This window comes from Pseudomonas sp. zfem002, from assembly GCF_032621685.1.
Taxonomy (GTDB): Bacteria; Pseudomonadota; Gammaproteobacteria; order Pseudomonadales; family Pseudomonadaceae; genus Aquipseudomonas; species Aquipseudomonas japonica.
In genome coordinates, this window is sequence record NZ_JAVYJH010000002.1 from 138,562 (window position 1) to 161,746 (window position 23,185).

A 23,185-nucleotide genomic window follows, 5' to 3' on the forward strand; every position below is an offset into this window, starting at 1 on the left:
AGGTAATCATGGATTGCCCGGCGCTGGCTGGCGAGCAATAAACGGTGATCAGGACATCCTCACGCTACGCCCGGCACGCCCTGCCAGCAGGGAATGCCGAAACGGGCCAGCAGTTCGGCGGTCTCCGCGACGGGCAGGCCGACCACGCCGGAATAGCTGCCCTGCAGGCCCTGCACGAATACCGCGCCGAGGCCCTGGATGGCGTAGGCGCCGGCCTTGTCGCACGGCTCGCCGCTGGCCCAGTAGGCCTGCGCCCGGGATTCGCTGATGGCGTTGAAGGAAACGCGGCTGGTGATGCACAGGCTTTCCGTGCGCTGGCCATCGGTGACGGCGACAGCGGTCAGCACTTCGTGCTCGCGACCGGACAGGGCAGCCAGCATGGCCAGGGCATCGTCGCGATCGAGCGGCTTGCCGAGAATCCGCCCATCGAGGACGACGGCAGTATCGGCGCCCAGCACGGCCAGGGGTTCGCGGGTGCCGCTGGCCGTGAGCAGGGCCAGGCCGGCGGCAGCCTTGCCCCGGGCCAGGCGCTCGACATAGGCACCGGCCTGTTCGCCGGGCAGTGGGGTTTCATCGATGGAAGCGCTGACGACCGTGAAGGGAATGCCGATCTGGGTCAGCAGTTCACGGCGGCGCGGCGAACCGGAAGCCAGGTACAGCGGGGTCATCTTGACGTCTCCCTGTCAGCGTCGAAACGCGGTGGTTCAGTAGATGCTCAGGCGGCTGCGCAGACCGCGCAGACCGAAACTGATCCATGGCCAGAGCAAGGCGCTGGTCACCGCCGGCCAGATCAGCGCCAGGGTCGGCTGGCGGTTGCCGGTCAGCGCGCTGAGCCAGAGCTGCACCAGTTGCGCGACCCCGAACACCACGAGGATGGTCAGGCTCTGCTGCCACATCGGGAACATGCGCAGACGTTGCTGCAGGCTGAGCACGAGGAAGGTGATCAGGGTCAGCACCAGGGCGTTCTGCCCCAGCAACGTGCCGTAGAGCACGTCCTCGCACAGGCCGAGAAGAAATGCGGTGGTCATGCCGATCTTGTGCGGCAGGTTGAGGGTCCAGAAGGCCAGCAGCAAGGCCAGCCACAACGGACGGAAGATATCCATGAACGGCGGCATCGGCCAGACGCTCAGGAGCAGGCCGATCAGGAAGGTCAACCAGACCACCCAGCCGTTCTTGCCTTGGGTACTGACCATCAATGTCTCTCCCGGGAGGGGGTCGTTGCCGCGCCGTGGCTGTTCGCCGCGGCGGCAGGCGCTGCTGGCGCGGCCGCCGGCGCCTGTGGAGCGACCGGGGCGGTGGCGGCAGGTGCGTTGGCGGCAGGTACCGCGGGAGCCGGGAGCGGATGCGCCGGATCACTGGCCGGGAGCGTCTGCACCGGGTGATCCGCTTCCTGGGCCTTGACCGCATCGCTGGCGCGTTCTTCCGGGGTACGGCTGTCGGAGAACACCAGCAGCAGGTAGCGGCTGCGGTTCAGCGCCGCGGTCGGTACCGCGCGAACGATGGCGAATGGCTGGCCGGAATCGTGGATCACTTCCTTGACCGTGGCCACCGGATAACCGGCGGGGAAGCGCTGGCCAAGGCCGGAGCTGACCAGCAGATCGCCTTCCTTGATATCGGCGGTGTCGGCGACATGGCGCAGTTCCAGGCGCTCCGGGTTGCCGGTACCGCTGGCGATGGCACGCAGGCCGTTGCGGTTGACCTGCACCGGGATGCTGTGGGTGGTGTCGGTGAGCAGCAGCACCCGCGAGGTGTACGGCATCAACTCGACCACCTGGCCCATCAGGCCGCGGGCGTCGAGCACCGGCTGGCCGAGGACCACGCCATCGCGCTCGCCCTTGTTGATCAGGATGCGATGGGTGAACGGGTTCGGATCCATGCCGATCAGCTCGGCAACCTCGACCTTCTCGTTGACCAGCGCCGAGGAGTTGAGCAGTTCGCGCAGGCGTACGTTCTGCTCGGTCAGCGCCGCCAGCTTCTGCAGGCGACCTTGCAGGAGCAGGGCTTCGGTCTTGAGTTTCTCGTTCTCGGCGATCAGCTCGGTGCGGCTGCCGAACTGGCTGGCCACGCCTTGCCACAGACGCAGCGGCAGATCGGTGATGGTGTAGGACTGCATCAGCACCAGGGACATCTGGTCACGCACGGGCTTGAGCACGGTGAAGCGGGCATCGACCACCATCAGGGCGATCGACAGCACGACCAGCACGAGCAGGCGCACGCCCAGCGACGGGCCTTTGGCGAAAAGCGGTTTAATGGGCCGCTCCTCGTGGTCGACGGTTCAGCAGGTCATTCATACGGCAACGCACCGGCCTGGCTTGCGGAGTGGGTGGAATCGACGTCCGGACGGACATCAGCCCGGGTTCGGAAAGCACTGCGCAGGCTAGCCGAAAACCGGGCGACGGGGAGGCGATCCGGCGAATCACTCGCTGGAAAGCAGGTCCATGGTGTGCTTGTCCATCATTTCCAGGGCGCGACCGCCGCCACGGGCGACGCAGGTCAGCGGATCCTCGGCGACGATCACCGGCAGACCGGTTTCCTGGGCCAGCAGCTTGTCCAGGTCGCGCAGCAGGGCACCACCACCGGTCAGCACCAGGCCACGCTCGGCGATGTCCGAAGCCAGTTCCGGAGGCGATTGCTCCAGAGCGCTCTTGACCGCCTGGACGATGGTCGCCAGGGACTCCTGCAGGGCTTCCAGCACTTCGTTGGAGTTCAGGGTGAAGGCACGTGGCACACCTTCGGCCAGGTTGCGGCCGCGGACGTCGACTTCGCGCACTTCGCCGCCCGGATAGGCGGTACCGATTTCCTGCTTGATGCGCTCGGCGGTGGATTCGCCGATCAGGCTGCCGTAGTTGCGGCGCACGTAGGTGACGATGGCTTCGTCGAAGCGGTCGCCGCCGACGCGGACGGATTCGGCGTAGACCACGCCGTTCAGGGAGATCAGCGCGATTTCGGTGGTACCGCCGCCGATATCGACGACCATCGAGCCACGGGCTTCCTCCACCGGCAGGCCGGCACCGATGGCCGCGGCCATCGGTTCTTCGATCAGGAATACTTCGCGGGCACCGGCGCCCAGGGCCGATTCACGGATGGCGCGGCGCTCGACCTGGGTCGACTTGCACGGCACGCAGATCAGCACGCGCGGGCTTGGCTGCAGGAAGCTGTTCTCGTGCACCTTGTTGATGAAGTACTGCAGCATCTTTTCGCAGACGCTGAAGTCGGCGATCACGCCGTCCTTCATCGGACGAATGGCAGCAATGTTGCCCGGAGTACGGCCGAGCATGCGCTTGGCTTCGGTACCGACCGCGACGACACTTTTCTGGTTGCCGTGAGTACGAATGGCCACGACGGAGGGCTCATTCAGGACGATACCGCGCTCACGCACGTAAATAAGGGTGTTGGCAGTGCCCAGGTCGATGGAGAGATCGCTGGAAAACATGCCACGCAGTTTCTTGAACATGGGAAAGGGACCCTGGCAACGCGTGGGTAAAAAAGTGCGGCAAACTCTAACAATGGCGGGGATTTTGGGCAAGGCGCCAATATGTTAAATTGGCGGTTTTTCCGAGCAGGCCAGCACACGATCGGGCCTTATGACCGCGTGTATACCGGCATGTTCCTCACCTCGGACAATTCCGTTTTTTCTCCAGGAGATCCCCATGGCGCTTGAACGCTGCGATGTGGAAAAGATCGCTCACCTGGCCCGACTGGGCCTGAACGAAGCCGATCTGCCACGCACTACCGATGCCCTGAACAGTATTCTGGGACTGGTCGACCAGATGCAGGCCGTCGACACCACTGGCATCGAGCCGCTGGCCCACCCTCTGGAAGCCAGTCAGCGCCTGCGCGCCGACGTTGTAACAGAAAGCAACCATCGCGACAGCTACCAGGCCATCGCCCCGGCGACGGACAGCGGCCTGTACCTCGTTCCAAAAGTCATCGAGTAAGGGAATAGCGCCTGCCATGCATCAACTTACCCTGGCCGAGATCGCCCGCGGACTCGCCGACAAATCGTTTTCCTCCGAAGAGCTGACCCGTGCCCTGCTGGCGCGCATCCACCAGCTCGACCCGCAGATCAACAGCTTCATCAGCGTCACCGACGACCTGGCCATCAGCCAGGCGCAGGCCGCCGATGCCCGCCGTGCCGCCGGCGAGAGCGGTGCCCTGCTCGGCGCGCCGATCGCCCACAAGGACCTGTTCTGCACCCAGGGCATCCGCACCAGCTGCGGCTCGAAGATGCTCGATTCGTTCAAGGCGCCGTATGACGCCACCGTGGTCGCCAGACTGGCCGAGGCCGGCACCGTGACCCTGGGCAAGACCAACATGGACGAATTCGCCATGGGTTCGGCCAACGAATCCAGCCATTACGGCGCGGTGAAGAACCCGTGGAGCCTGGAGCACGTCCCGGGCGGTTCGTCCGGTGGTTCCGCCGCTGCGGTCGCCGCGCGCCTGCTGCCGGCCGCCACCGCGACCGACACCGGCGGCTCGATCCGCCAACCCGCCGCGCTGACCAGCCTGACCGGCCTGAAACCGACCTACGGGCGTGTTTCGCGCTGGGGCATGATCGCCTACGCCTCCAGCCTCGACCAGGGCGGCCCGCTGGCGCGCACCGCCGAGGACTGCGCCCTGCTCCTGCAAGGCATGGCCGGCTTCGATCCGAAGGACTCCACCAGCATCGACGAACCGGTGCCCGACTACAGCGCCAGCCTGAACACCTCGCTGCAGGGCCTGCGCATCGGCCTGCCGAAGGAATACTTCGGTGCCGGCCTCGACCCGCGCATCGCCGACCTGGTCCACGCCAGTGTCAAGGAGCTGGAAAAGCTCGGCGCGGTGATCAAGGAAATCAGCCTGCCGAACGTCCAGCACGCCATCCCGGCGTACTACGTGATCGCCCCGGCCGAGGCCTCCTCGAACCTGTCGCGTTTCGACGGCGTGCGCTTCGGCTACCGCTGCGAGAACCCGAAGGACCTGACCGACCTGTACAAGCGTTCCCGTGGCGAAGGCTTCGGCAGCGAAGTGCAGCGCCGCATCATGGTCGGCACCTACGCCCTGTCGGCCGGCTACTACGATGCCTACTACCTGAAGGCACAGAAGATCCGTCGCCTGATCAAGAACGACTTCATGGCCGCCTTCGAGGGCGTCGACGTGATCCTCGGCCCGACCACGCCGAACCTGGCCTGGAAGATCGGCGAGAAGAACGCCGACCCGGTCGCCGCCTACCTGGAAGACGTCTACACCATCACCGCCAACCTCGCCGGCCTGCCAGGCCTGTCGATGCCGGCCGGCTTCGTCGACGGCCTGCCGGTCGGCGTGCAACTGCTGGCCCCGTATTTCCAGGAAGGCCGCCTGCTCAACGTCGCGCACCAGTATCAGCAAGTGACTGACTGGCACACCCGCGCACCCAACGGCTTCTGAGGGACAGACACATGCAATGGGAAGTTGTCATCGGGCTGGAGATCCATACCCAGCTCGCCACCCAGTCGAAGATTTTCTCCGGCAGCGCCACCACGTTCGGCTCCGAGCCGAACACCCAGGCCAGCCTGATCGATCTGGGTATGCCCGGCGTGCTGCCGGTGTTGAACCAGGAAGCAGTGCGCATGGCCTGCATGTTCGGTCTGGCGATCGACGCCGAGATCGGCCAGCACAACGTGTTCGCGCGCAAGAACTACTTCTATCCGGACCTGCCCAAGGGCTACCAGATCAGCCAGATGGAGCTGCCGATCGTCGGCAAGGGCCACCTGGACATCGCCCTTGAAGACGGCACCGTCAAGCGCATCGGCATCACCCGCGCGCACCTCGAAGAGGACGCCGGCAAGAGCCTGCACGAAGACTTCAGCGGCTCCACCGGCATCGACCTGAACCGCGCCGGCACCCCGCTGCTGGAGATCGTTTCCGAGCCGGAAATGCGCAGCGCCAAGGAAGCCGTGGCCTACGTCAAGGCGATCCACGCCCTGGTGCGCTACCTGGGCATCTGCGACGGCAACATGGCCGAAGGCTCGCTGCGTTGCGACTGCAACGTGTCGATCCGGCCGAAAGGCCAGGTCGAGTTCGGCACCCGCTGCGAGATCAAAAACGTCAACTCGTTCCGCTTCATCGAGCGCGCCATCAACAGCGAAGTGCAGCGCCAGATCGACCTGATCGAGGACGGCGGCAAGGTCATCCAGGAAACCCGCCTGTACGACCCGAACAAGGACGAGACCCGCTCCATGCGCAGCAAGGAGGAAGCCAACGACTACCGTTACTTCCCCGATCCGGACCTGCTACCGGTGGTGATCGAGTCGGCCTACCTGACCGACCTGCGCGCCACCCTGCCGGAACTGCCGCCGCAGAAGGTCGAGCGCTTCCAGAGCCAGTACGGCCTGTCGGCCTACGACGCCAACGTGCTGGCTTCCAGCCGCGAACAGGCGGAGTACTTCGAGAAGGTCGCGGCCATCGGCGGCGACGCCAAGCTGGCGGCCAACTGGGTCATGGTCGAGCTGGGCAGCCTGCTCAACAAGCTGGGTGTCGAGATCGACCAGGCGCCAGTCAGCGCCGAGCAACTGGGCGGCATGCTCCTGCGCATTCGCGACAACACCATCAGCGGCAAGATCGCCAAGACCGTGTTCGAAGCGATGGCCGCCGGTGAAGGCGATGCCGACCAGATCATCGAGACCCGCGGCCTGAAGCAGGTCACCGATACCGGTGCGATCGAGAAGGTGCTGGATGAAATGCTCGCGGCCAACGCCGAGCAGGTCGAGCAGTACCGTGCGGCGGACGAAGCCAAGCGCGGCAAGATGTTCGGCTTCTTTGTCGGCCAGGCGATGAAAGCGTCGAAGGGCAAGGCGAACCCGCAACAGGTGAACCAACTGCTCAAGAGCAAGCTCGAAGGGTAACTTGCGGCACCGCTCACCTGTAGGAGCTGGCTTGCCTGCGAAGGACCGCGAAGCGGTCCCAGATACCAATGAAGTCTGGGACCGCTAACGCGGTCCTTCGCGGGCAAGCCACGCTCCTACAGGACATCGGCCACCTCAATGGAGCACTGTAATAAATGTGGCGTTCCCTCAGCGCCCTAGCGCTGTTCACCCTCCTCGCCGGCTGTGCCAGCCACGACATCGACCCACGCGGCTACGATGAAACCGGCACCGCCTCCTATTACGGCGCGCGCCATCACGGCAAACGTACTGCCAGTGGCGAAGCCTTCGACCAGCATGGCCTGACCGCCGCCCACCGCAGCCTGCCGTTCGGCACCAAGGTACTGGTCACAAACCTGAAGAACGACCGTAGCGTAGTGGTACGCATCAACGATCGTGGCCCGCATACCCGCGGTCGCCTGATCGACCTGTCACGCGCCGCCGCGCAACGCCTGGACATGATCCGTAGCGGAACGGCGCGAGTCCGGGTACAAAGCCTGAGCGACTGATTTCGTTTTCGGAGCACGACCATTTTCAACCTGGCCGCATTACCCACCTTCAGCCTCCTGCAACTGTGCAGCGGCCTGATCCTGCTGATCCTCGGCGCCGAACTGCTGGTGCGCGCGGCACTGCGCATCGCCGCCAGCCTGCATGTGCGGCCGCTGATCATCGGCCTGAGCCTGGTGGCCTTCGGCAGCAGCGCGCCGCAACTGACCGTCAGCCTGCAGGCCGCCTATACCGGGGCCCCGGACGTGGCGGTGGGCAGCGTGATCGGCAGCAATATCTTCAATGTGCTCGTCACCCTCGGCCTGGCCGCACTGATCATCCCGCTGCGGGTATCACGCCAGCTGGTGCGCCTGGATATCCCGCTGATGATCGGCGCCAGCCTCGCGGTCTACCTGCTGGCCCTCAACGAAGTGCTCGGGCGCTGGGAAGGCGCCCTGCTCCTGGCCGGTCTGCTGGCCTACCTGGCCATGCTCTGGCATCAGTCGCGGCATTACGCCCGCACCTACCCGGCGCCGAATCCGCGCGTCGATCGTGGCGTGGGCTTCTGGTTCGCCAGCCTGCTGCTGATGGCCCTGGGTCTGGGCCTGCTCAGCCTGGCCGGGCACCTGTTGCTGGAAGCCGCGGTGGAAGTGGCGACGGACCTGGGCCTGTCCGAGCGGGTGATCGGCCTGACCGTGGTCGCCGTGTGCACCTCGCTGCCGGAACTGGCCACCTCGCTGATCGCCGCCATCCGCGGCGAACGGGAGATCGCCGTGGGCAACGTGATCGGCAGCAACCTGTTCAACCTGCTGGCCGTGCTCGGCCTGACGGCGGTACTGACGCCGCAACCGCTGTCCATTTCGCCCAATGCCCTGGATTTCGACCTGCCGGTGATGCTCGGCGTCGCGGTGCTGACCCTGCCGGTGTTCTATTCCGGTTACCGGGTGACCCGCGCCGAGGGCCTGGTGTTTCTCTGCCTGTATCTGGCCTACGGCCTGCATGTGGTGGCCTTCACCACCGGCATGCCGCTGGCCAACCGCCTGGAGCAACTGATGTTGTTCTATGTCCTGCCAGTGCTGGGGTTGCTGCTCTGCTATACGACCCTGCGCGCCTGGCGTCGTCAACACTAAGGAAAACAAGATGGGCGATACGAAGAAAACCGGCGAACAGGTTCGCCGCCAGGTCATGGGCGATGCGTTCGTCGACCGCGCGCTGGGCAATGCCACCGAGTTCACCGCACCGCTGCAGGAGTTCGTCAACGAACACGCCTGGGGCAGCGTCTGGAGCCGCGACGGCCTGCCGCTGAAAACCCGCAGCCTGATCACCCTCGCCGCCCTGACCGCGCTCAAATGCCCGCAGGAACTCAAGGGCCACGTGCGCGGCGCATTGAACAATGGCTGTACGGTGGAAGAGATTCGCGAAGCCCTGCTGCATTGCGCAGTCTATGCAGGCGCGCCGGCGGCGATCGATGCATTCCGCGCGGCCCAGGAAGTGATCGACGCCTGGCAACAGGGCTGATCGATCACCTCCCGACCGGGGTCGTCAGGCGCTGGCCTTGCGACCCTTGGTGAGCTTGAAGACCACCCACAACACCGCCAGCCAGACCGGGATCAGCTCGACGGAAATTCGGATGCCCTCGGTCTGCCACATGATGACCAGGATGAAGGCGAGGAACGCCAGGCACAGGTAGTTGGTCAGCGGGTAGCCCAGGCTCTTGTAGAAGGTTTCCTGGCCCGCGGCCGCCTTGGCCTTGCGGAATTTCAGGTGGGTGATGCTGATGATCCCCCAGTTGATCACCAGCGACGACACCACCAGCGCCATCAGCAGGCCGAAGGCTTCACGGGGCATGAAGTAGTTGATGAGCACGCACAGGCCGGTGGCCAGCGCGGAAATGCCCAGTGCCACCAGCGGCACGCCCTTGGCATTGACCTTGAGCAGCTTCTTCGGTGCATCGCCCTGGGTCGCCAGGCCGAAGAGCATGCGGCTGTTGCAGTACACGCAGCTGTTGTAGACCGACAGTGCGGCGGTCAGGACCACCAGGTTGAGCACCGTTGCGACCACGTTGGAGTCCAGGTCGTGGAAGATCATCACGAACGGGCTGCCGCCATCGACCACTTTCTGCCACGGGTACAGCGCCAGCAGCACGGCCAGGGCACCGACATAGAACAGCAGGATGCGGTAGATCACCTGGTTGGTCGCACGCGGGATGCTGTGGCGCGGGTTGTCCGCTTCCGCGGCGGTGATGCCGACCAGCTCCAGGCCACCGAAGGAGAACATGATCACCGCCATGGCCATCATCAGCCCGGTGACACCGTTGGGGAAGAACCCGCCGTGCTGCCACAGGTTGGCGACGCTGGCGTCCGGGCCGCCGTTGCCGCTGATCAGCAGGTAGCCACCGAAACCGATCATGCCGAGGATCGCCACCACCTTGATCAGGGCGAACCAGAACTCCATCTCGCCGTAGACCTTCACCTGGCTGACGTTCATCAGGTTGATGATGACGAAGAAGATCGCCGCCGTGGCCCAGGTCGGGAACGTCGGCCACCAGTACTGCACGTAGATGCCCACGGCGGTCAGTTCCGCCATGCCCACCAGGACGTACAGCACCCAGTAGTTCCAGCCCGACATGAAGCCGGCGAACGGCCCCCAGTAGCTGTGGGCGAAGTGGCTGAAGGTCCCGGAAACCGGCTCTTCCACCACCATCTCACCGAGCTGGCGCATGATGAAGAAGGCGATCAGGCCGGCGATGGCGTAGCCCAGCAACACCGACGGGCCGGCCATCTGGATGGTCTGGGCGATGCCCAGGAACAGACCGGTACCGATGGCCCCGCCCAGGGCGATCAGCTGGATATGGCGATTTTTCAGGCCGCGATGCAAACGCTCGGGCGTGATCTGGTCTTGCATGAAGTGTCCTCAGACGTGAGACGCAGTGTTTGTATTATTTTTCCGCAGCATCTAGATCCATCCTCCCCACTGCAAGAGGAAGATTCCGATGTTGGTTGTCAGAGCCGCCGCCAAAGTCGTGATGACAATGATCGACGCCGCCAACTCGTGATTGCCATTGGCCGCGCGGGCCATGACATAACTGGCCGCCGCCGTGGGGCTGCCAATATAAAGGAACAGGATGCCCAGTTCCGCCCCGCGAAAGCCGCATAGCCAGCCGCCGAAGGTGAAGACCAGCGGCAACCAGACCATTTTCACCAGGCTCGAGCTCAGCGCCAGGCGCCCGCTGACCCGCAACGAGGCCAGCGACAGCGTGCCGCCGATGCACATCAGCGCCAGCGGCAAGGTCATCTGCGCGACATAGTCGGCGGACGTCAGCAGCCAGTTGGGCAGCGCCACCTTGGCGTAGGCCAGCGGTGTCGCCGCCAGCACGCTGATGATCAGCGGGTTGCGCAGGATACTCTTGAAGATGCTCCACGGATCGGACTTCAGCGTCGGGCTGTACACCGCGAGGATCACCGACGACAGCGAGTTGTACAGCAGGATCACCAGCCCGGCGAGGATCGCCCCGAGGGAAATGCCGTAGTCACCGTACAGGCTGGCCGCCAGGGCCAGCCCCACCACGCCGTTGTTGCCGCGGAACGCGCCCTGGGTATAGATGCCGCGATCTTCGCGGGGACAGCGCCATATGGCAATCAGCCAGGCCAAGCCAAAACTGCCGAAGGTGGCGGCGATGAAGTACAGCAGCAGCGCCGGCTTGACCGCAGCGTCGAGGTCGGCGTGGTAGATGCCGAGGAACAGCAGCGCCGGCATGCACAGGTTGAACACCAGCGACGAGGCGGTCTGGATGAAGTTGTCGTTGATCGCATCGATACGGCGCAGCAGCACGCCCATGAACAGCATCGCGAAGACCGGTGCGGTGATGTTCAGTGTCTGGATGAAGAGGGCGAGCATGCGGGGAAGGAGTCCGTGGCCTGTCGATAGGGGGCTAATGATACGCCAGTGCCAGTGTCAGGGACGGGGGATTCCGGATGAATTGCAGAAAAAAAGGCGGTCTTTCGGGCCTCATCGCTGGCAACGCCAGCTCCCACAAGGATCGCGTGCAGCGCTAACCCTGTAGGAGCTGGCGTTGCCAGCGATAAGCCCGAAAGAGCAATGAAGAAATCAGCGCCGCACGGGGCGCTTCTGCAGCTTGCGCTGCAAGGTCCGCCGGTGCATGCCCAGCGCCCGCGCCGTGGCGGAGATATTGCCCTCGTGCTCGTTCAGCACACGCTGGATGTGCTCCCACTGCAGGCGATCCACCGACATCGGGTTGTCCGGCACCAGGGTATCCAGGTCGGCGTGCTGGGAGACCAGCGCCGCCAGCACGTCATCGGCATCCGCCGGCTTGCACAGGTAGTTGCAGGCACCACGCTTGATCGCCTCCACCGCCGTGGCGATGCTGGAGTAACCGGTGAGGATCAGCACTTTCATCTCCGGGTCCAGTTCCAGCAGCTTGGGCAGCAGCACCAGGCCCGAGTCGCCCTCCATCTTCAGGTCCAGCGCGGCGTAGTCCGGCACATCCTGCTGGGCCAGGACCAGACCCTCCTCCGCCGAATTCGCGGTGCTGACGCGAAAACCGCGGCGGCTCATGGCCCGGGCCATCACCCGGGTAAAGGTCGTGTCGTCGTCGACCAGCAGCAGGTGCGGCTGTTCTTCACCCTCAACCTGGATTTCATCAGTCATCACACGTCTCCTCGCGCATCACGGGGCAAGCGCAGCTCGGTGAGCGTGCCGCCTTCTTCGTGACTATAGAGTTTTACCGAGCCACCAGCGCGCGTGACGCTGGCCTTGCTCAGGAACAGGCCGAGGCCGAAGCCCTTGCCCTTGGTGGTAAAGAAAGGTTTGCCGATCTGCTCGGCGATGGCCACCGGCACGCCGGGACCGTGGTCGCGGATGCTGATGACGATATCCGACGCATCCCAGTCGAGGTGCACTTCCAGGCCCTCGGGGCAGGCATCGGCGGCGTTGTTCAGCAGGTTCAGCAAGGCCTGGGTCAGGTCCGGCGGCGGCGCCAGGTGCGGGATCAGGCCCTGGCCGAGGCGCTGGAAACGGTAGCTGGCTTCGGGACGCATCAGGTGCCAGCGGTTCAGCGACTCGTCCAGCCAGAAGGTCACCGGCTGCTCCTCCACCACCATGCGCCGATTGGCTTCGGCGGCGCGCACCAGTTGCTGCAGGGTGTGCTTGCACTGCTTGACCTGCTCCTGGAGCACCGCCAGGTCATCCTGCAGCAGGGGGTCGGTGTGGTCCTGGCGCATCTCGTTGATCAGCACGCTCATGGTCGCCAGCGGCGTGCCCAGTTCGTGCGCGGCACCGGCGGCCTGGGTCGCCACGGCCAGCAACTGCTGGTCGCGCAGGCCTTCTTCGCGGCGCTGGGCCTGGAACTGCTCCTGGCGGCGCAGTTCCTCGGCCATCTTCGCGGCGAAGAAGGTGATCACCGCCGCGGCCAGGGCGAAGCTCAGCCACATGCCGTAGATCTGCATCTTTTCCCGGGCCATGGGGAAGGTGTCGAGCGGATAGAACTGCACCAGCAACAGGGTGTAGGCCACCAGCGCGATGCCGGAGAGGATCAGCGAATAGACCCAGGGCAAGGTCACCGCGGCGATCGCCAGCGGTACCAGGTAATAGGACACGAAGGGGTTGGTCGAACCGCCGGAGAAATACAGCAGGGCACTGTGGATCAGCAGGTCGCAGGCCAGCTGCACCGCGTATTCCAGCTCGGTGACTGGCAGCGAGGCACGCAGCCGCAGGGCGGTGACCAGGCACAGCACCATGGAGAAACCAAGGGTGACGCTCAGTGCCAGCCAGGGCAGCGGCAGCAGTTCGGTCCAGTAGGCGACAGCGACCGAACCGGCCTGGGCGGCCAGCACCAGGGTGCGGATAAACGTCAGGCGCCAGAGGTTCTGGCGTGTGGCAGACAACATTTGCATTTTGACCGGGGCGAGCATGAGCTCTCCTGATGAGTGCTCCAGGTAAACCCCGGCGAGTATACGCCAAGCGGCCTCCCGGGCTGCAGCGATGCGGCAACTCGCCACACCACAGAGGGCGAAATGATGGCTATGTGGAACCTTGGTGCTACTTTCAAGGTCGGATAGGGTCTGCGTGGCACAGGATCGTATCGGCCACGCCCATTTTTCAAGGAGTCGCACATGCATACCCCACGCCGTAGCGCCAAAGCCCTGCTGGCCGCCAGTGTCCTGGTCAGCCTTCCCGTGCTGGCGGACGAGCCGCGCTACAACCAGATCTCCCTGCGCGCCGAAGCCAGCAAGGAAGTCGCGCGCGACCTGATGGTCGTGACCCTGTACAGCGAAGCGCAGAACAGCGACCCGGCCAAGCTGGCCAACGAAATCACCACCACGCTGAACAAGGCCCTGGAGCAGGCGCGCCAGGTCAAGGGCGTGAAGATCAGCCAGGGCAGCCGCAACGCCTACCCGATCTACGACGACAAGGGCCAGAAGATCACCGGCTGGCGCGAGCGCGCTGAAGTGCGTCTGGAAAGCGCCGATTTCCCGGCCCTGTCCAAGCTGACCGGCGAACTGCTGCAGCAGTTGAAGATGGGGGGCATGGACTTCGCCATCGCCCCGGCCACGCGCAAGGCCAGCGAGGACGCCCTGCTCAAGGACGCGGTCGACGCCTTCAAGGCCCGCGCGCAGATCGCCACCGAGGCACTGGGTGGCAAGGGCTACAAGGTGGTCAGCCTGAACCTCAACAGCAGTGGCTATCCGCAGCCGTATGCACGGGCACCGATGATGATGAAGGCCAGCATGGATGCCGAGGGCGCGGCGGCGCCGCAGGTCGAGGCGGGCACCAGCGAGGTGAGCGTCAACGCCGATGGCACCATCGAAGTGCAGATGTAATCCCCGGCGGACTGCCCGCTCCGCGCAGGAGCGGGCAGTCCGCGAAAGGACCGCAAAGCGGTCCCATATCACGCTGTCATGAGGGACCGCTGCGCGCTCCTTTCGCGGTGGTTCGTCACACGACAAGCCGCGCTCCTACGAAGAATGCATCTCCAGCAGCAAACTTCTCCGCGCAAACGTTCAACCTGCGCAAAATTACAGTAAAGCGACATCCATTTACGTCACCTTCACTTTTCCCGCCACCAGCTATCCTCAAGCATTGCATCGGGTACAGCACCTGCATAAGTATCCTCGGGTCGGCTCACGAGGCCGCCCTCAGATAAACAATGACAACAATGAGGCCACCATGCTGAAAACCGCAGTCATTCCGTTCCTCCTCGGCGCCGGTCTGCTCGCCGCCACCCCCGCCGCACAGGCCGCATCCAACCTGGTGTACTGCTCCGAAGGCAGCCCCGCCGGCTTCGACCCCGCCCAGTACACCACCGGAACCGACTTCGACGCCTCGTCCGAAACCATCTTCAACCGCCTCGCCCAGTTCGAGCGCGGCGGCACCAAGGTCATTCCCGGCCTCGCCACCCACTGGGACGTCTCCGATGACGGCCTGACCTACACCTTCCACCTGCGCGAAGGGGTGAAGTTCCACACCACCGACTACTTCAAGCCGACCCGGCCGTTCAACGCCGACGACGTGCTGTTCAGCTTCAACCGCATGCTCGACAAGGACATGCCGTTCCGCAAGGCCTACCCCACCGAGTTCCCGTACTTCACCGACATGGGCATGGACGCGAATATCAAGAAGGTGGAAAAACTCGACGACCACACCGTCAAGTTCACCCTCGCCGACGTCGACGCCGCGTTCATCCAGAACATCGCCATGAGCTTCGCCTCGATCCAGTCCGCCGAATACGCCGAGCAGTTGCTCAAGCAGGGCAAGGCCGCGGACATCAACCAGAAGCCGATCGGCACCGGCCCGTTCGTGTTCAGCAAGTACCAGAAGGACGCGCAGATCCGCTTCAAGGGCAACAAGGACTACTGGCTGCCCGAGGAAGTGAAGATCGACAACCTGATCTTCGCCATCACCACCGACGCCTCGGTGCGCATGCAGAAGCTGAAGAAGAACGAGTGCCAGGTCACCCTGTTCCCGCGTCCGGCCGACCTTGAAACGCTGAAGGCCGACCCGAACCTGCAGATGCCCTCCCAGGCCGGCTTCAACCTCGGCTACATCGCCTACAACGTGATGGACAAGATCAAGGGCAGCAACGAGCCCAACCCCATGGCCCAGCTCAAGGTCCGCCAGGCGCTGGACATGGCGGTGAACAAGCAGCAGATCATCGATTCGGTGTACCAGGGCGCCGGGCAACTGGCGGTCAACGCCATGCCGCCGACCCAGTGGTCTTACGACGACACCATCAAGGACACCGCCTACGATCCGGAAAAAGCCAAGGCGCTGCTCAAGGAGGCCGGGGTCAAGGAAGGCACCGAGATCACCCTGTGGGCCATGCCGGTGCAGCGACCGTACAACCCCAACGCCAAGCTGATGGCCGAAATGATCCAGTCCGACTGGGCCAAGATCGGCATCAAGGCGCGCATCGTCAGCTATGAATGGGGCGAATACATCAAGCGCGCCAAGGACGGCGAGAACGGCGCCATGCTGATCGGCTGGAGCGGCGACAACGGTGACCCGGACAACTGGCTCGGCACCCTGTACGGTTGCGACGCGGTCAATGGCAACAACTTCTCCCACTGGTGCAACACCGACTATGACAAGCTGGTCAAGGAGGCCAAGCGCATCCCCGACCAGGCCAAGCGTACCGAGCTGTACAAGCAGGCCCAGCACATCCTCAAGGACCAGGTGCCGATCACGCCGATCGCCCACTCCACGGTCTACCAACCCATGCGCAAGAACGTCGATGACTTCAAGATCAGCCCGTTCGCCCTCAACGACTTCAATGGCGTCAGCCTGAAGCCTTGACCGCATGGTCGGCCCCGGTCGCATCCACGGGATGCGGCTGGGGACGCCAGGGGGCGGGCCGAGTCGCTGCGTGGATGAGTCGTCAGCTATCCGCTGAAAATTCCACGAATCACTCAGAAACCTCCTACCCGAATTTGCACCTTGTGTACCTCGTCGGACGCCGTTCCCCCACTTACCTTGGGACCGGTGCCGCGGCGCGTGAGCGAGGATTCGCCATGTACCGCGGAAACTTCCAATAACGACGACAAGACAGGGAATTCCCATGCGTATGACGTCTCTCTTCGCCGCCTTGCTCGGGGCCGGCCTGCTGGCCCATTCGCCGCTCGGCCTGGCCAAGGGCAGCCTGGTGTTCTGTTCCGAAGGCAGCCCTTCCGGCTTCGATACCGCGCAGTACCAGAGCGGCACCGACAACGACGTAGCCGAACCGCTGTACAACCGCCTGGTGGAGTTCGAACGCGGGGCCACCGGCGTGCTGCCGGCGCTGGCCACCGACTGGACCATCGCCGACGACGGCCTGACCTACACCTTCAACCTGCGCCCCGGGGTCAGGTTCCACAGCAACGCCGGCTTCACCCCGAGCCGCGAGTTCGATGCCGACGACGTGCTGTTCACCTTCAACCGCATGCTCGACGCGACCCACCCGTTCCGCATGGCCTACGGCACCGAGTTCCCCTACTTCACCGCCATGGGCATGGACAAGACCATCGCCAGGGTCGAGAAGACCGGGCCGCTGACCGTGGTCTTCACCCTCAACCACGTCGATGCCGCGTTCATCCAGAACCTGGCGATGAGCTTCGCCTCGATCCTCTCCGCCGAATACGCCGAGCACCTGCTCAGCCGCGGCACCCCATCGGACATCAGCCACAAGCCGATCGGCACCGGGCCATTCGTGTTCAGCCGCTACCAGAAGGACGCGCAGATCCGCTACCGCGGCAATCCCGACTACTGGGCACCGGAACAGGTGAAGCTCGACCAGCTGGTGTTCTCGATCAACCCGGATCCGTCGGTGCGCATCCAGAAGCTACGCAAGGGCGAATGCCAGGTCGGCATCCATCCCCGCCCCGCCGACCTCGAAGCGCTGCGCCAGGACCCGAACATCGACCTGATCGAGAAACCCGCCTACAACCTCGGCTATATCGCCTACAACACCCGGCACAAGCCGTTCGACCAGCTCCAGGTGCGCCAGGCGCTGGACATGGCGGTGGACAAGCAGGCGATCGTCAGGACCGTGTTCCAGGGCGCCGGCGAAGTGGCGGTCAACGCCATGCCGCCGACCCAGTGGTCCTATGACGAGAGCATCGTCGATACCCCCCACGACCTGGAAAAGGCCAAGGCGATGCTGCGTGACGCCGGGGTCAAGGAAGGCACCGAGATCACCCTCTGGGCCATGCCCGTGCAGCGCCCCTACAACCCCGACGCGCGGCTGATGGCGCAGATGCTGCAGAACGACTGGGGCAAGCTCGGCCTCAAGGTCAACATCGTCAGCTACGAGTGGGGCGAATACCTCAAGCGGGCCAAGGACGGTGAGCACGACACCATCCTGATCGGCTGGACCGGCGACAACGGCGATCCGGACAACTGGCTCGGCACCCTGTACAGCTGCGACGCCATCGGCAGCCACAACCACTCCATGTGGTGCGATCCGGAATACGACGCGCTGGTCAGGAAGGCCAAGGGCACCAGCGATCGCGAGCAGCGCTCCGAGCTGTACCGCCAGGCCCAGCAGTACCTCAAGCAGCACGTGCCGATCACCCCCGTCGCCCACTCCACGGTTAGCCAGCCGGTGAGCACGCGGGTGAAGGATTACCTGGTGAGTCCGTTCGGTCGGACTTCGTTCCTGGATGTCGGCATCGATTGAGCCGGTCCGGGACGGAGCGCGGTCCATCCGATCCGCTCCGTTGCACTGAGCGGTGGGTCCACGAAACCCGCCGCCTCACTGAGAAGAACAAGAAAGGAACATTGCCTTGAAACGACTCACTTCCGTAATCGCCCTGTCCCTGGGCAGCCTCACCGGTGTCGCCCACGCCGAAGCCGTCAGCCAGGACTACCTGCCGCTGACCGTCAAGAACACCAGCGCCCAGCACCAGGCCACAGGCTTCATCGAGGGCCAGAGCCTGTCCGGCTCGACCCGCAACTGGTATGCCCGCGAACGCGCGACCAAGGCTCCGCTGTACCGCTACTACAAGAGCGACGGCACCCGCCGCGACAGCCACAGCCGCGACAACTGGGTGCAGGGCACCATCCTCGACTACAGCTCGGGCTTCACCCAGGGCACCGTCGGTTTCGCCACCCAGGTCGCCGCCTACAACGCCATCGCCCTGGAACGGGGACGCGCCGCGGTCGCCGGGCCGAACAACCGCACCCTGACCCACAGCGACGGCGACGTCATCGGCCAGTGGAGCAAACTGGGCCTGGCCAACCTGCAGGCGCGCGTGTCCAACACCACCCTGACCGCCGGCCGGCAGTCGATCAACACCCCGGTGTTCGCCTACATCGGCAACCGCGCGCTGCCGTCGAGCTTCGACGGGGTCGCCGTGCACAGCGCCGAATTCGACAACCTGTCCGTCGACCTCAGCAGCTTCAGCCGGGTCTCGACCCGCACGGAGCAGGGCCGCAGCCGGTTCACCACGGAGTACTCGGCGATCGCCGCCAACAGCGACCGGGTCAGCCTGGCCGGCCTCAACTACCAACCGCTGCGCAGCCTGACCACCAGCCTGTATGTCGGCCATGTCGAGGACATCTGGAACCAGTACTACCTCGGCGCCTCCCACGAACTGGGGGATCGCGGCGTGCTCGGCCTGACCACCGGCTTCAACTGGTACGGCACCCGCGATACCGGCAGCGCCAGGCTCGGACCGATCGACAACGACACCTTCAGCCTGTCGTTCACCCTGGCGCACCAGGCCCACAGCCTGACCCTCGCCTACCAGGAAGTCAGCGGCGACGAGTACTTCGACTACGTACACGACACCAACGCGATCTTCCTCGCCAACTCGCTGTTCTCCGACTACAACGGGCCCAACGAGAAATCGCTGCAGTTCGGCTACGTCCTCGACCTCGCCGGCTACGGCGTGCCGGGGTTGCGCCTGAATGCCTACACCGCGCGCGGTTGGGGGATCGATGGCACCCACTACAAGGGCAACGGCTACAACGTGCGCAATCTCGATGGCGAACATCACCGGGAATGGTCGCTGGGTGCCAGCTACGTGGTCCAGAGCGGTCCGCTGCAGGCCACCAGCATCCGCGCGACCTACACCGCGCACCGCGCCACGCGCGCGCAGATCGACGGCAACGTCGATGAACTGCGGGTGGTGACCACCATTCCGTTCAACATTCTCTGAGCAGGTTCCGGGCGGCGATCGCGGTCGCCGTCCGGCCAGCAACCGACACAGGACATGCCGATGAAATCGCTACCCCTGCATGCCGCGCTGGCGGCCCTGGTGTTCGCCACCTCGACGAGCCTCTCGGCGCGCCCGCTGGTGGTCTGCACCGAGGCCAGCCCGGAAGGCTTCGATATGGTTCAGTACACCACCGCGGTGACCGCCGATGCCGCCGCGGAAACCCTGTTCAATCGCCTGGTGGACTTCAAGCCCGGCACCACCGAGGTCCAGCCGGCCCTGGCCGAACGCTGGGAGATCAGCGACGACGGCCTCACCTATACCTTCCACCTGCGCCGCGGGGTGAAGTTCCACACCACCGAGTGGTTCACCCCGAGCCGCGAATTCAATGCCGACGACGTCCTGTGGAGCTTCCGGCGCCAGCTCGATCCACAGCACCCGTGGCATGACAAGACCGCCATCGGTTTCCCCTACTTCGAGAGCATGGGCTTTCGCCAGTTGCTGAAAAGCGTCGACAAGACCGACGAACACACCGTGGTCTTCACCCTCAGCCAGCCGCAGGCACCCTTCCTGCGTGACCTGGCCATGGCCTTCACCTCGATCTATTCCGCCGAGTACGGCGACCAGTTGCTCGCGGCCGGACGCACCGGCGATCTCAACAGCAAGCCGGTGGGCACCGGGCCGTTCATCTTCCAGCGCTACGTCAAGGACGCGCAGATTCGCTACAAGGCCAACCCGGACTATTTCCGCGGCGCGCCGCCGAGCGAAAGCCTGGTCTTCGCCATTGCCAGCGACAACAACGTGCGCCTGCAGAAGCTGCGCGCCAACGAGTGCCAGATCGCGCTCTACCCCAAGCCTGACGACGTGCCGGCGATCAAGCGCGACCCGATGCTCAAGGTGGCCGAACTGGAAGCGCTGATCATTGGCTACATCGCCTTCAACACCGAACATCCGTTGCTCAACGACGTGCGCGTACGCAAGGCCATCGATATCGCCTTCGACCGCAAGACCCACGTCGACCAGCTGTTCGGCAAGGACAATGCGCTGCTCGCGGTGAACCCCTACCCGCCGACGATGATCGGCTACAACCACGACAACCGGAATCCGCCCCGCGACCTCGCCAAGGCCCGTGCCCTGCTCAAGGACGCCGGGGTCGCGCAGGGCACGGTACTGACCCTGTTCACCCGCAACGGCGGCGGCATGACCAACCCCAACCCGCGCCTGAGCGCGGAGATGCTCCAGGCCGACCTGGCGAAGATTGGCCTGAAAGTCGATATCCGTGTCATGGAGTGGGCGGAGATGCTGCGCCGCGCCAAGAACGGCGAGCACGACATGGTGTCCACCGGATGGGCCGGCGACAACGGCGACCCGGACAACTTCCTGACCCCGCTGCTCAGTTGCGAGGCGGTGAAGAATGGCGAGAACTATGCTCGGTGGTGCAACGAGAAATTTGACGCGCTGGTCACCCAGGCCCGCCGGGTGATCGCTCCGCAACAGCGGGAAGCGCTCTATAACGAGGCTCTGGCCGTGTACGATGCGGATCGACCGTGGATAACCATGGCCCATCCGAAGATGTTCACGGCCATGCGTCGGAACGTCGAGGGCTACATCATCAGCCCCCTGACCAATAACAACTTCGCCACTACCTCGGTGAAGTAGAACAAGAACGCCCGCTCACCCCACCAGGGAACAAGCGGGCACGCCTGACGGCTGACGAGGAACACCAGAGAATGTTGAGTTTCATTGCCCGGCGTCTGGGATTGCTGATCCCGACCTTTTTCGGCATTACCTTGCTGACCTTCGCACTCATACGGCTGATACCGGGGGACCCGGTGGAGGTGATGATGGGCGAACGCAGGGTCGACCCTGAAATGCACGCACAGGCCATGGAACGGCTGGGCCTGAACAAGCCCTTGCCCGAGCAGTACCTGGATTATGTCGGCAAGCTGGCCCAGGGCGACCTGGGCGAATCCCTGCGTACCCGCGAGAGCGTGTGGAACGAGTTTCTCGCGCTGTTTCCCGCCACCCTCGAACTGGCCTTCATGGCCCTGCTGTTCGCCGGCATCACCGGGGTCCTGGCCGGGGTCATCGCCGCGCTCAAGCGCGGTTCGCTGTTCGACCACGGGGTGATGGGACTGTCCCTCACCGGCTATTCGATGCCGATCTTCTGGTGGGGCCTGATCCTCATCATGTTCTTCTCGGTGAACCTGGGCTGGACTCCGGTTTCCGGGCGTATCGACCTGCTCTACGACATCGAGCCGAAGACCGGCTTCATGCTCATCGACACCCTTCTCAGCGAAGAGCAGGGCGCGTTCAAGGATGCCCTGATGCACCTGATCCTGCCGGCCATCGTCCTCGGCACCATCCCGCTGGCGGTGATCGCGCGGATGACCCGGTCGTCGATGCTCGAAGTGCTGCGCGAGGACTACATCCGCACCGCCCGGGCCAAGGGCCTGTCGCCGGCGCGGGTGGTGTTCGTCCACGGCCTGCGCAACGCGCTGATCCCGGTGCTGACGGTGTTCGGCCTGCAGGTCGGCACCCTGCTGGCCGGCGCGGTCCTCACCGAAACCATCTTTTCCTGGCCGGGCATCGGCAAGTGGCTGATCGAAGCCATCGGTGCCCGTGACTACCCCGTGGTCCAGAACGGTATCCTGCTGATCGCCTGCCTGGTCATCCTGGTCAACTTCGTCGTGGACATCCTCTACGGCCTGGTCAACCCACGCATCCGTCACCAGCGCTGAGGCCACCGTCATGAATACTCCCGCTCCGACCCCGGCTCCGGCGATCGACCAGAGCCTGCTCTACCCGTCTCCGTACAAGGAGTTCTGGCACGCCTTCTCGCGCAACAAGGGCGCGGTGGCCGGCCTGCTGTTCATGTGCCTGATCGTCTTCTGCGCGCTGTTCGCGCCGTGGGTGGCGCCGCACAACCCCAGCGAGCAGTACCGCGACTTCCTGCTGACCCCACCGGTGTGGCTCGAAGGCGGCCAATGGCAGTTCATCCTCGGCACCGACGAACTGGGTCGCGACCTGCTGTCGCGGCTGATCCAGGGTTCGCGCCTGTCGCTGCTGATCGGCCTTTCGTCGGTGGTCATCTCGCTGATCCCGGGGATCATCCTCGGCCTGCTGGCGGGCTTCTTCCCGCGCATGCTGGGCGCCTCGATCATGCGCCTGATGGACGTGATGCTGGCCCTGCCCTCGCTGCTGCTGGCGGTGGCGATCGTCGCCATCCTCGGCCCCGGCCTGGTCAATACGGTGATCGCCATCGCCATCGTGTCGCTGCCGTCCTACGTGCGCCTGACCCGCGCCGCGGTGATGGGCGAACTGAACCGCGACTACGTCACCGCCGCACGCCTGGCCGGTGCCAGCCTGCCGCGGCTGATGTTCGTCACCGTGCTGCCCAACTGCATGGCTCCGCTGATCGTGCAGGCGACCCTGAGCTTCTCCTCGGCGATCCTCGACGCCGCCGCCCTCGGTTTCCTCGGCCTCGGCGTGCAGCCGCCCACCCCCGAGTGGGGCACCATGCTGGCCTCGGCCCGCGACTACATCGAACGCGCCTGGTGGGTGGTGAGCCTGCCCGGCCTGACCATTTTGCTCAGCGTGCTGGCAATCAACCTGATGGGCGACGGGCTGCGCGATGCGCTGGACCCGAAACTCAAGAATGCCGCCTGA

Annotated in this window: 21 protein-coding genes; 13 read left to right on the plus strand and 8 right to left on the minus strand. The window is 64.7% G+C overall.

Translation table 11 applies throughout. The features are described 5' to 3' along the window. Positions 1-59 precede the first annotated feature (59 nt). The 4 genes from RTI28_RS03940 to mreB all read right to left on the minus strand — a co-directional run bounded on the left by RTI28_RS03940 (position 60) and on the right by mreB (position 3,454). A complete protein-coding gene (locus tag RTI28_RS03940) occupies positions 60-668 on the minus strand; it encodes a Maf family protein (protein ID WP_316919225.1) in 609 nt (202 codons plus the stop codon). A gap of 36 nt (positions 669-704) precedes the next feature. After that, positions 705-1,193, minus strand: a complete 489-nt coding sequence (mreD, locus tag RTI28_RS03945; RefSeq protein WP_042120768.1) for a rod shape-determining protein MreD — start codon at positions 1,191-1,193, stop codon at positions 705-707. After that, positions 1,193-2,251 (minus strand): rod shape-determining protein MreC, encoded by a 1,059-nt coding sequence (gene mreC / locus RTI28_RS03950; protein WP_316919611.1) that lies wholly within the window; start codon positions 2,249-2,251, stop codon positions 1,193-1,195. The genes mreD and mreC overlap by 1 nt, the downstream gene beginning before the upstream one ends. 165 nt (positions 2,252-2,416) lie before the next feature. Continuing rightward, a complete protein-coding gene (gene mreB, locus RTI28_RS03955; RefSeq protein ID WP_008371426.1) occupies positions 2,417-3,454 on the minus strand; it encodes a rod shape-determining protein MreB in 1,038 nt (345 codons plus the stop codon). A 196-nt stretch (positions 3,455-3,650) separates the two neighbouring features. Here mreB and gatC point away from each other — a divergent pair, with 196 nt between their 5' ends. The 6 genes from gatC to RTI28_RS03985 all read left to right on the plus strand — a co-directional run bounded on the left by gatC (position 3,651) and on the right by RTI28_RS03985 (position 8,885). Beyond that, positions 3,651-3,938 carry an Asp-tRNA(Asn)/Glu-tRNA(Gln) amidotransferase subunit GatC gene (gatC, locus tag RTI28_RS03960; protein WP_042120770.1) on the plus strand — a complete coding sequence of 96 codons (288 nt, stop codon included), beginning with the start codon at positions 3,651-3,653 and terminating at the stop codon, positions 3,936-3,938. A 16-nt stretch (positions 3,939-3,954) separates the two neighbouring features. Then, entirely contained in the window at positions 3,955-5,406 is a 1,452-nt protein-coding gene (gene gatA / locus RTI28_RS03965; RefSeq protein ID WP_316919226.1) for an Asp-tRNA(Asn)/Glu-tRNA(Gln) amidotransferase subunit GatA, read from the plus strand. A gap of 11 nt (positions 5,407-5,417) precedes the next feature. Further along, a complete protein-coding gene (gatB, locus tag RTI28_RS03970; protein ID WP_316919227.1) occupies positions 5,418-6,863 on the plus strand; it encodes an Asp-tRNA(Asn)/Glu-tRNA(Gln) amidotransferase subunit GatB in 1,446 nt (481 codons plus the stop codon). A 155-nt stretch (positions 6,864-7,018) separates the two neighbouring features. Beyond that, entirely contained in the window at positions 7,019-7,390 is a 372-nt protein-coding gene (locus tag RTI28_RS03975; protein WP_316919228.1) for a septal ring lytic transglycosylase RlpA family protein, read from the plus strand. A 63-nt stretch (positions 7,391-7,453) separates the two neighbouring features. Then, positions 7,454-8,497, plus strand: coding sequence for a calcium/sodium antiporter (locus tag RTI28_RS03980; protein ID WP_316919612.1), 1,044 nt, complete (start codon positions 7,454-7,456; stop codon positions 8,495-8,497). Positions 8,498-8,507: 10 nt separating this feature from the next. Then, positions 8,508-8,885: a carboxymuconolactone decarboxylase family protein gene (locus RTI28_RS03985; protein WP_316919229.1), complete on the plus strand. Its 378-nt coding sequence runs from the start codon at positions 8,508-8,510 to the stop codon at positions 8,883-8,885. A 24-nt stretch (positions 8,886-8,909) separates the two neighbouring features. On the opposite strand, the gene RTI28_RS03990 is transcribed toward RTI28_RS03985, so the two are convergent. The 4 genes from RTI28_RS03990 to RTI28_RS04005 all read right to left on the minus strand — a co-directional run bounded on the left by RTI28_RS03990 (position 8,910) and on the right by RTI28_RS04005 (position 13,297). Continuing rightward, positions 8,910-10,271, minus strand: a complete 1,362-nt coding sequence (locus RTI28_RS03990) for an amino acid permease (protein WP_316919230.1) — start codon at positions 10,269-10,271, stop codon at positions 8,910-8,912. A gap of 51 nt (positions 10,272-10,322) precedes the next feature. Beyond that, positions 10,323-11,264: an AEC family transporter gene (locus RTI28_RS03995; RefSeq protein WP_316919231.1), complete on the minus strand. Its 942-nt coding sequence runs from the start codon at positions 11,262-11,264 to the stop codon at positions 10,323-10,325. Between the two features lie 210 nt (positions 11,265-11,474). After that, entirely contained in the window at positions 11,475-12,035 is a 561-nt protein-coding gene (locus RTI28_RS04000; protein WP_316919232.1) for a response regulator transcription factor, read from the minus strand. Then, positions 12,035-13,297: an ATP-binding protein gene (locus RTI28_RS04005; protein WP_316919233.1), complete on the minus strand. Its 1,263-nt coding sequence runs from the start codon at positions 13,295-13,297 to the stop codon at positions 12,035-12,037. Before RTI28_RS04005 ends, RTI28_RS04000 begins: the two co-directional genes overlap by 1 nt. A gap of 201 nt (positions 13,298-13,498) precedes the next feature. Between RTI28_RS04005 and RTI28_RS04010 the strand changes: the two genes are divergently transcribed. The 7 genes from RTI28_RS04010 (at position 13,499) to RTI28_RS04040 (ending at position 23,185) form a co-directional block, all read left to right on the plus strand. Next, positions 13,499-14,206 (plus strand): SIMPL domain-containing protein, encoded by a 708-nt coding sequence (locus tag RTI28_RS04010; RefSeq protein ID WP_316919234.1) that lies wholly within the window; start codon positions 13,499-13,501, stop codon positions 14,204-14,206. Between the two features lie 346 nt (positions 14,207-14,552). After that, positions 14,553-16,178, plus strand: a complete 1,626-nt coding sequence (locus tag RTI28_RS04015; RefSeq protein ID WP_316919235.1) for an ABC transporter substrate-binding protein — start codon at positions 14,553-14,555, stop codon at positions 16,176-16,178. 262 nt (positions 16,179-16,440) lie between these two features. Further along, positions 16,441-18,036, plus strand: coding sequence for an ABC transporter substrate-binding protein (locus tag RTI28_RS04020; protein WP_316919236.1), 1,596 nt, complete (start codon positions 16,441-16,443; stop codon positions 18,034-18,036). 100 nt (positions 18,037-18,136) lie between these two features. Continuing rightward, entirely contained in the window at positions 18,137-19,519 is a 1,383-nt protein-coding gene (locus RTI28_RS04025; protein ID WP_410478955.1) for an OprD family outer membrane porin, read from the plus strand. A gap of 60 nt (positions 19,520-19,579) precedes the next feature. Beyond that, a complete protein-coding gene (locus tag RTI28_RS04030) occupies positions 19,580-21,175 on the plus strand; it encodes an ABC transporter substrate-binding protein (protein ID WP_316919238.1) in 1,596 nt (531 codons plus the stop codon). A gap of 71 nt (positions 21,176-21,246) precedes the next feature. Beyond that, a complete protein-coding gene (locus RTI28_RS04035; RefSeq protein WP_316919239.1) occupies positions 21,247-22,257 on the plus strand; it encodes an ABC transporter permease subunit in 1,011 nt (336 codons plus the stop codon). A gap of 10 nt (positions 22,258-22,267) precedes the next feature. After that, positions 22,268-23,185: an ABC transporter permease subunit gene (locus RTI28_RS04040; protein ID WP_316919240.1), complete on the plus strand. Its 918-nt coding sequence runs from the start codon at positions 22,268-22,270 to the stop codon at positions 23,183-23,185.

Bases quoted from the DNA above. Each gene is read 5' to 3' on its own strand.
- RTI28_RS03940 (WP_316919225.1), bottom strand. From the start codon at position 668: ATGACCCCGCTGTACCTGGCTTCCGGTTCGCCGCGCCGCCGTGAACTG.
- mreD (WP_042120768.1), bottom strand. From the start codon at position 1,193: ATGGTCAGTACCCAAGGCAAGAACGGCTGGGTGGTCTGGTTGACCTTC.
- mreB (WP_008371426.1), bottom strand. From the start codon at position 3,454: ATGTTCAAGAAACTGCGTGGCATGTTTTCCAGCGATCTCTCCATCGAC.
- gatC (WP_042120770.1), top strand. From the start codon at position 3,651: ATGGCGCTTGAACGCTGCGATGTGGAAAAGATCGCTCACCTGGCCCGA.
- gatA (WP_316919226.1), top strand. From the start codon at position 3,955: ATGCATCAACTTACCCTGGCCGAGATCGCCCGCGGACTCGCCGACAAA.
- gatB (WP_316919227.1), top strand. From the start codon at position 5,418: ATGCAATGGGAAGTTGTCATCGGGCTGGAGATCCATACCCAGCTCGCC.
- RTI28_RS03975 (WP_316919228.1), top strand. From the start codon at position 7,019: ATGTGGCGTTCCCTCAGCGCCCTAGCGCTGTTCACCCTCCTCGCCGGC.
- RTI28_RS03985 (WP_316919229.1), top strand. From the start codon at position 8,508: ATGGGCGATACGAAGAAAACCGGCGAACAGGTTCGCCGCCAGGTCATG.
- RTI28_RS03990 (WP_316919230.1), bottom strand. From the start codon at position 10,271: ATGCAAGACCAGATCACGCCCGAGCGTTTGCATCGCGGCCTGAAAAAT.
- RTI28_RS03995 (WP_316919231.1), bottom strand. From the start codon at position 11,264: ATGCTCGCCCTCTTCATCCAGACACTGAACATCACCGCACCGGTCTTC.
- RTI28_RS04000 (WP_316919232.1), bottom strand. From the start codon at position 12,035: ATGACTGATGAAATCCAGGTTGAGGGTGAAGAACAGCCGCACCTGCTG.
- RTI28_RS04005 (WP_316919233.1), bottom strand. From the start codon at position 13,297: ATGCTCGCCCCGGTCAAAATGCAAATGTTGTCTGCCACACGCCAGAAC.
- RTI28_RS04010 (WP_316919234.1), top strand. From the start codon at position 13,499: ATGCATACCCCACGCCGTAGCGCCAAAGCCCTGCTGGCCGCCAGTGTC.
- RTI28_RS04015 (WP_316919235.1), top strand. From the start codon at position 14,553: ATGCTGAAAACCGCAGTCATTCCGTTCCTCCTCGGCGCCGGTCTGCTC.
- RTI28_RS04020 (WP_316919236.1), top strand. From the start codon at position 16,441: ATGCGTATGACGTCTCTCTTCGCCGCCTTGCTCGGGGCCGGCCTGCTG.
- RTI28_RS04030 (WP_316919238.1), top strand. From the start codon at position 19,580: ATGAAATCGCTACCCCTGCATGCCGCGCTGGCGGCCCTGGTGTTCGCC.
- RTI28_RS04035 (WP_316919239.1), top strand. From the start codon at position 21,247: ATGTTGAGTTTCATTGCCCGGCGTCTGGGATTGCTGATCCCGACCTTT.
- RTI28_RS04040 (WP_316919240.1), top strand. From the start codon at position 22,268: ATGAATACTCCCGCTCCGACCCCGGCTCCGGCGATCGACCAGAGCCTG.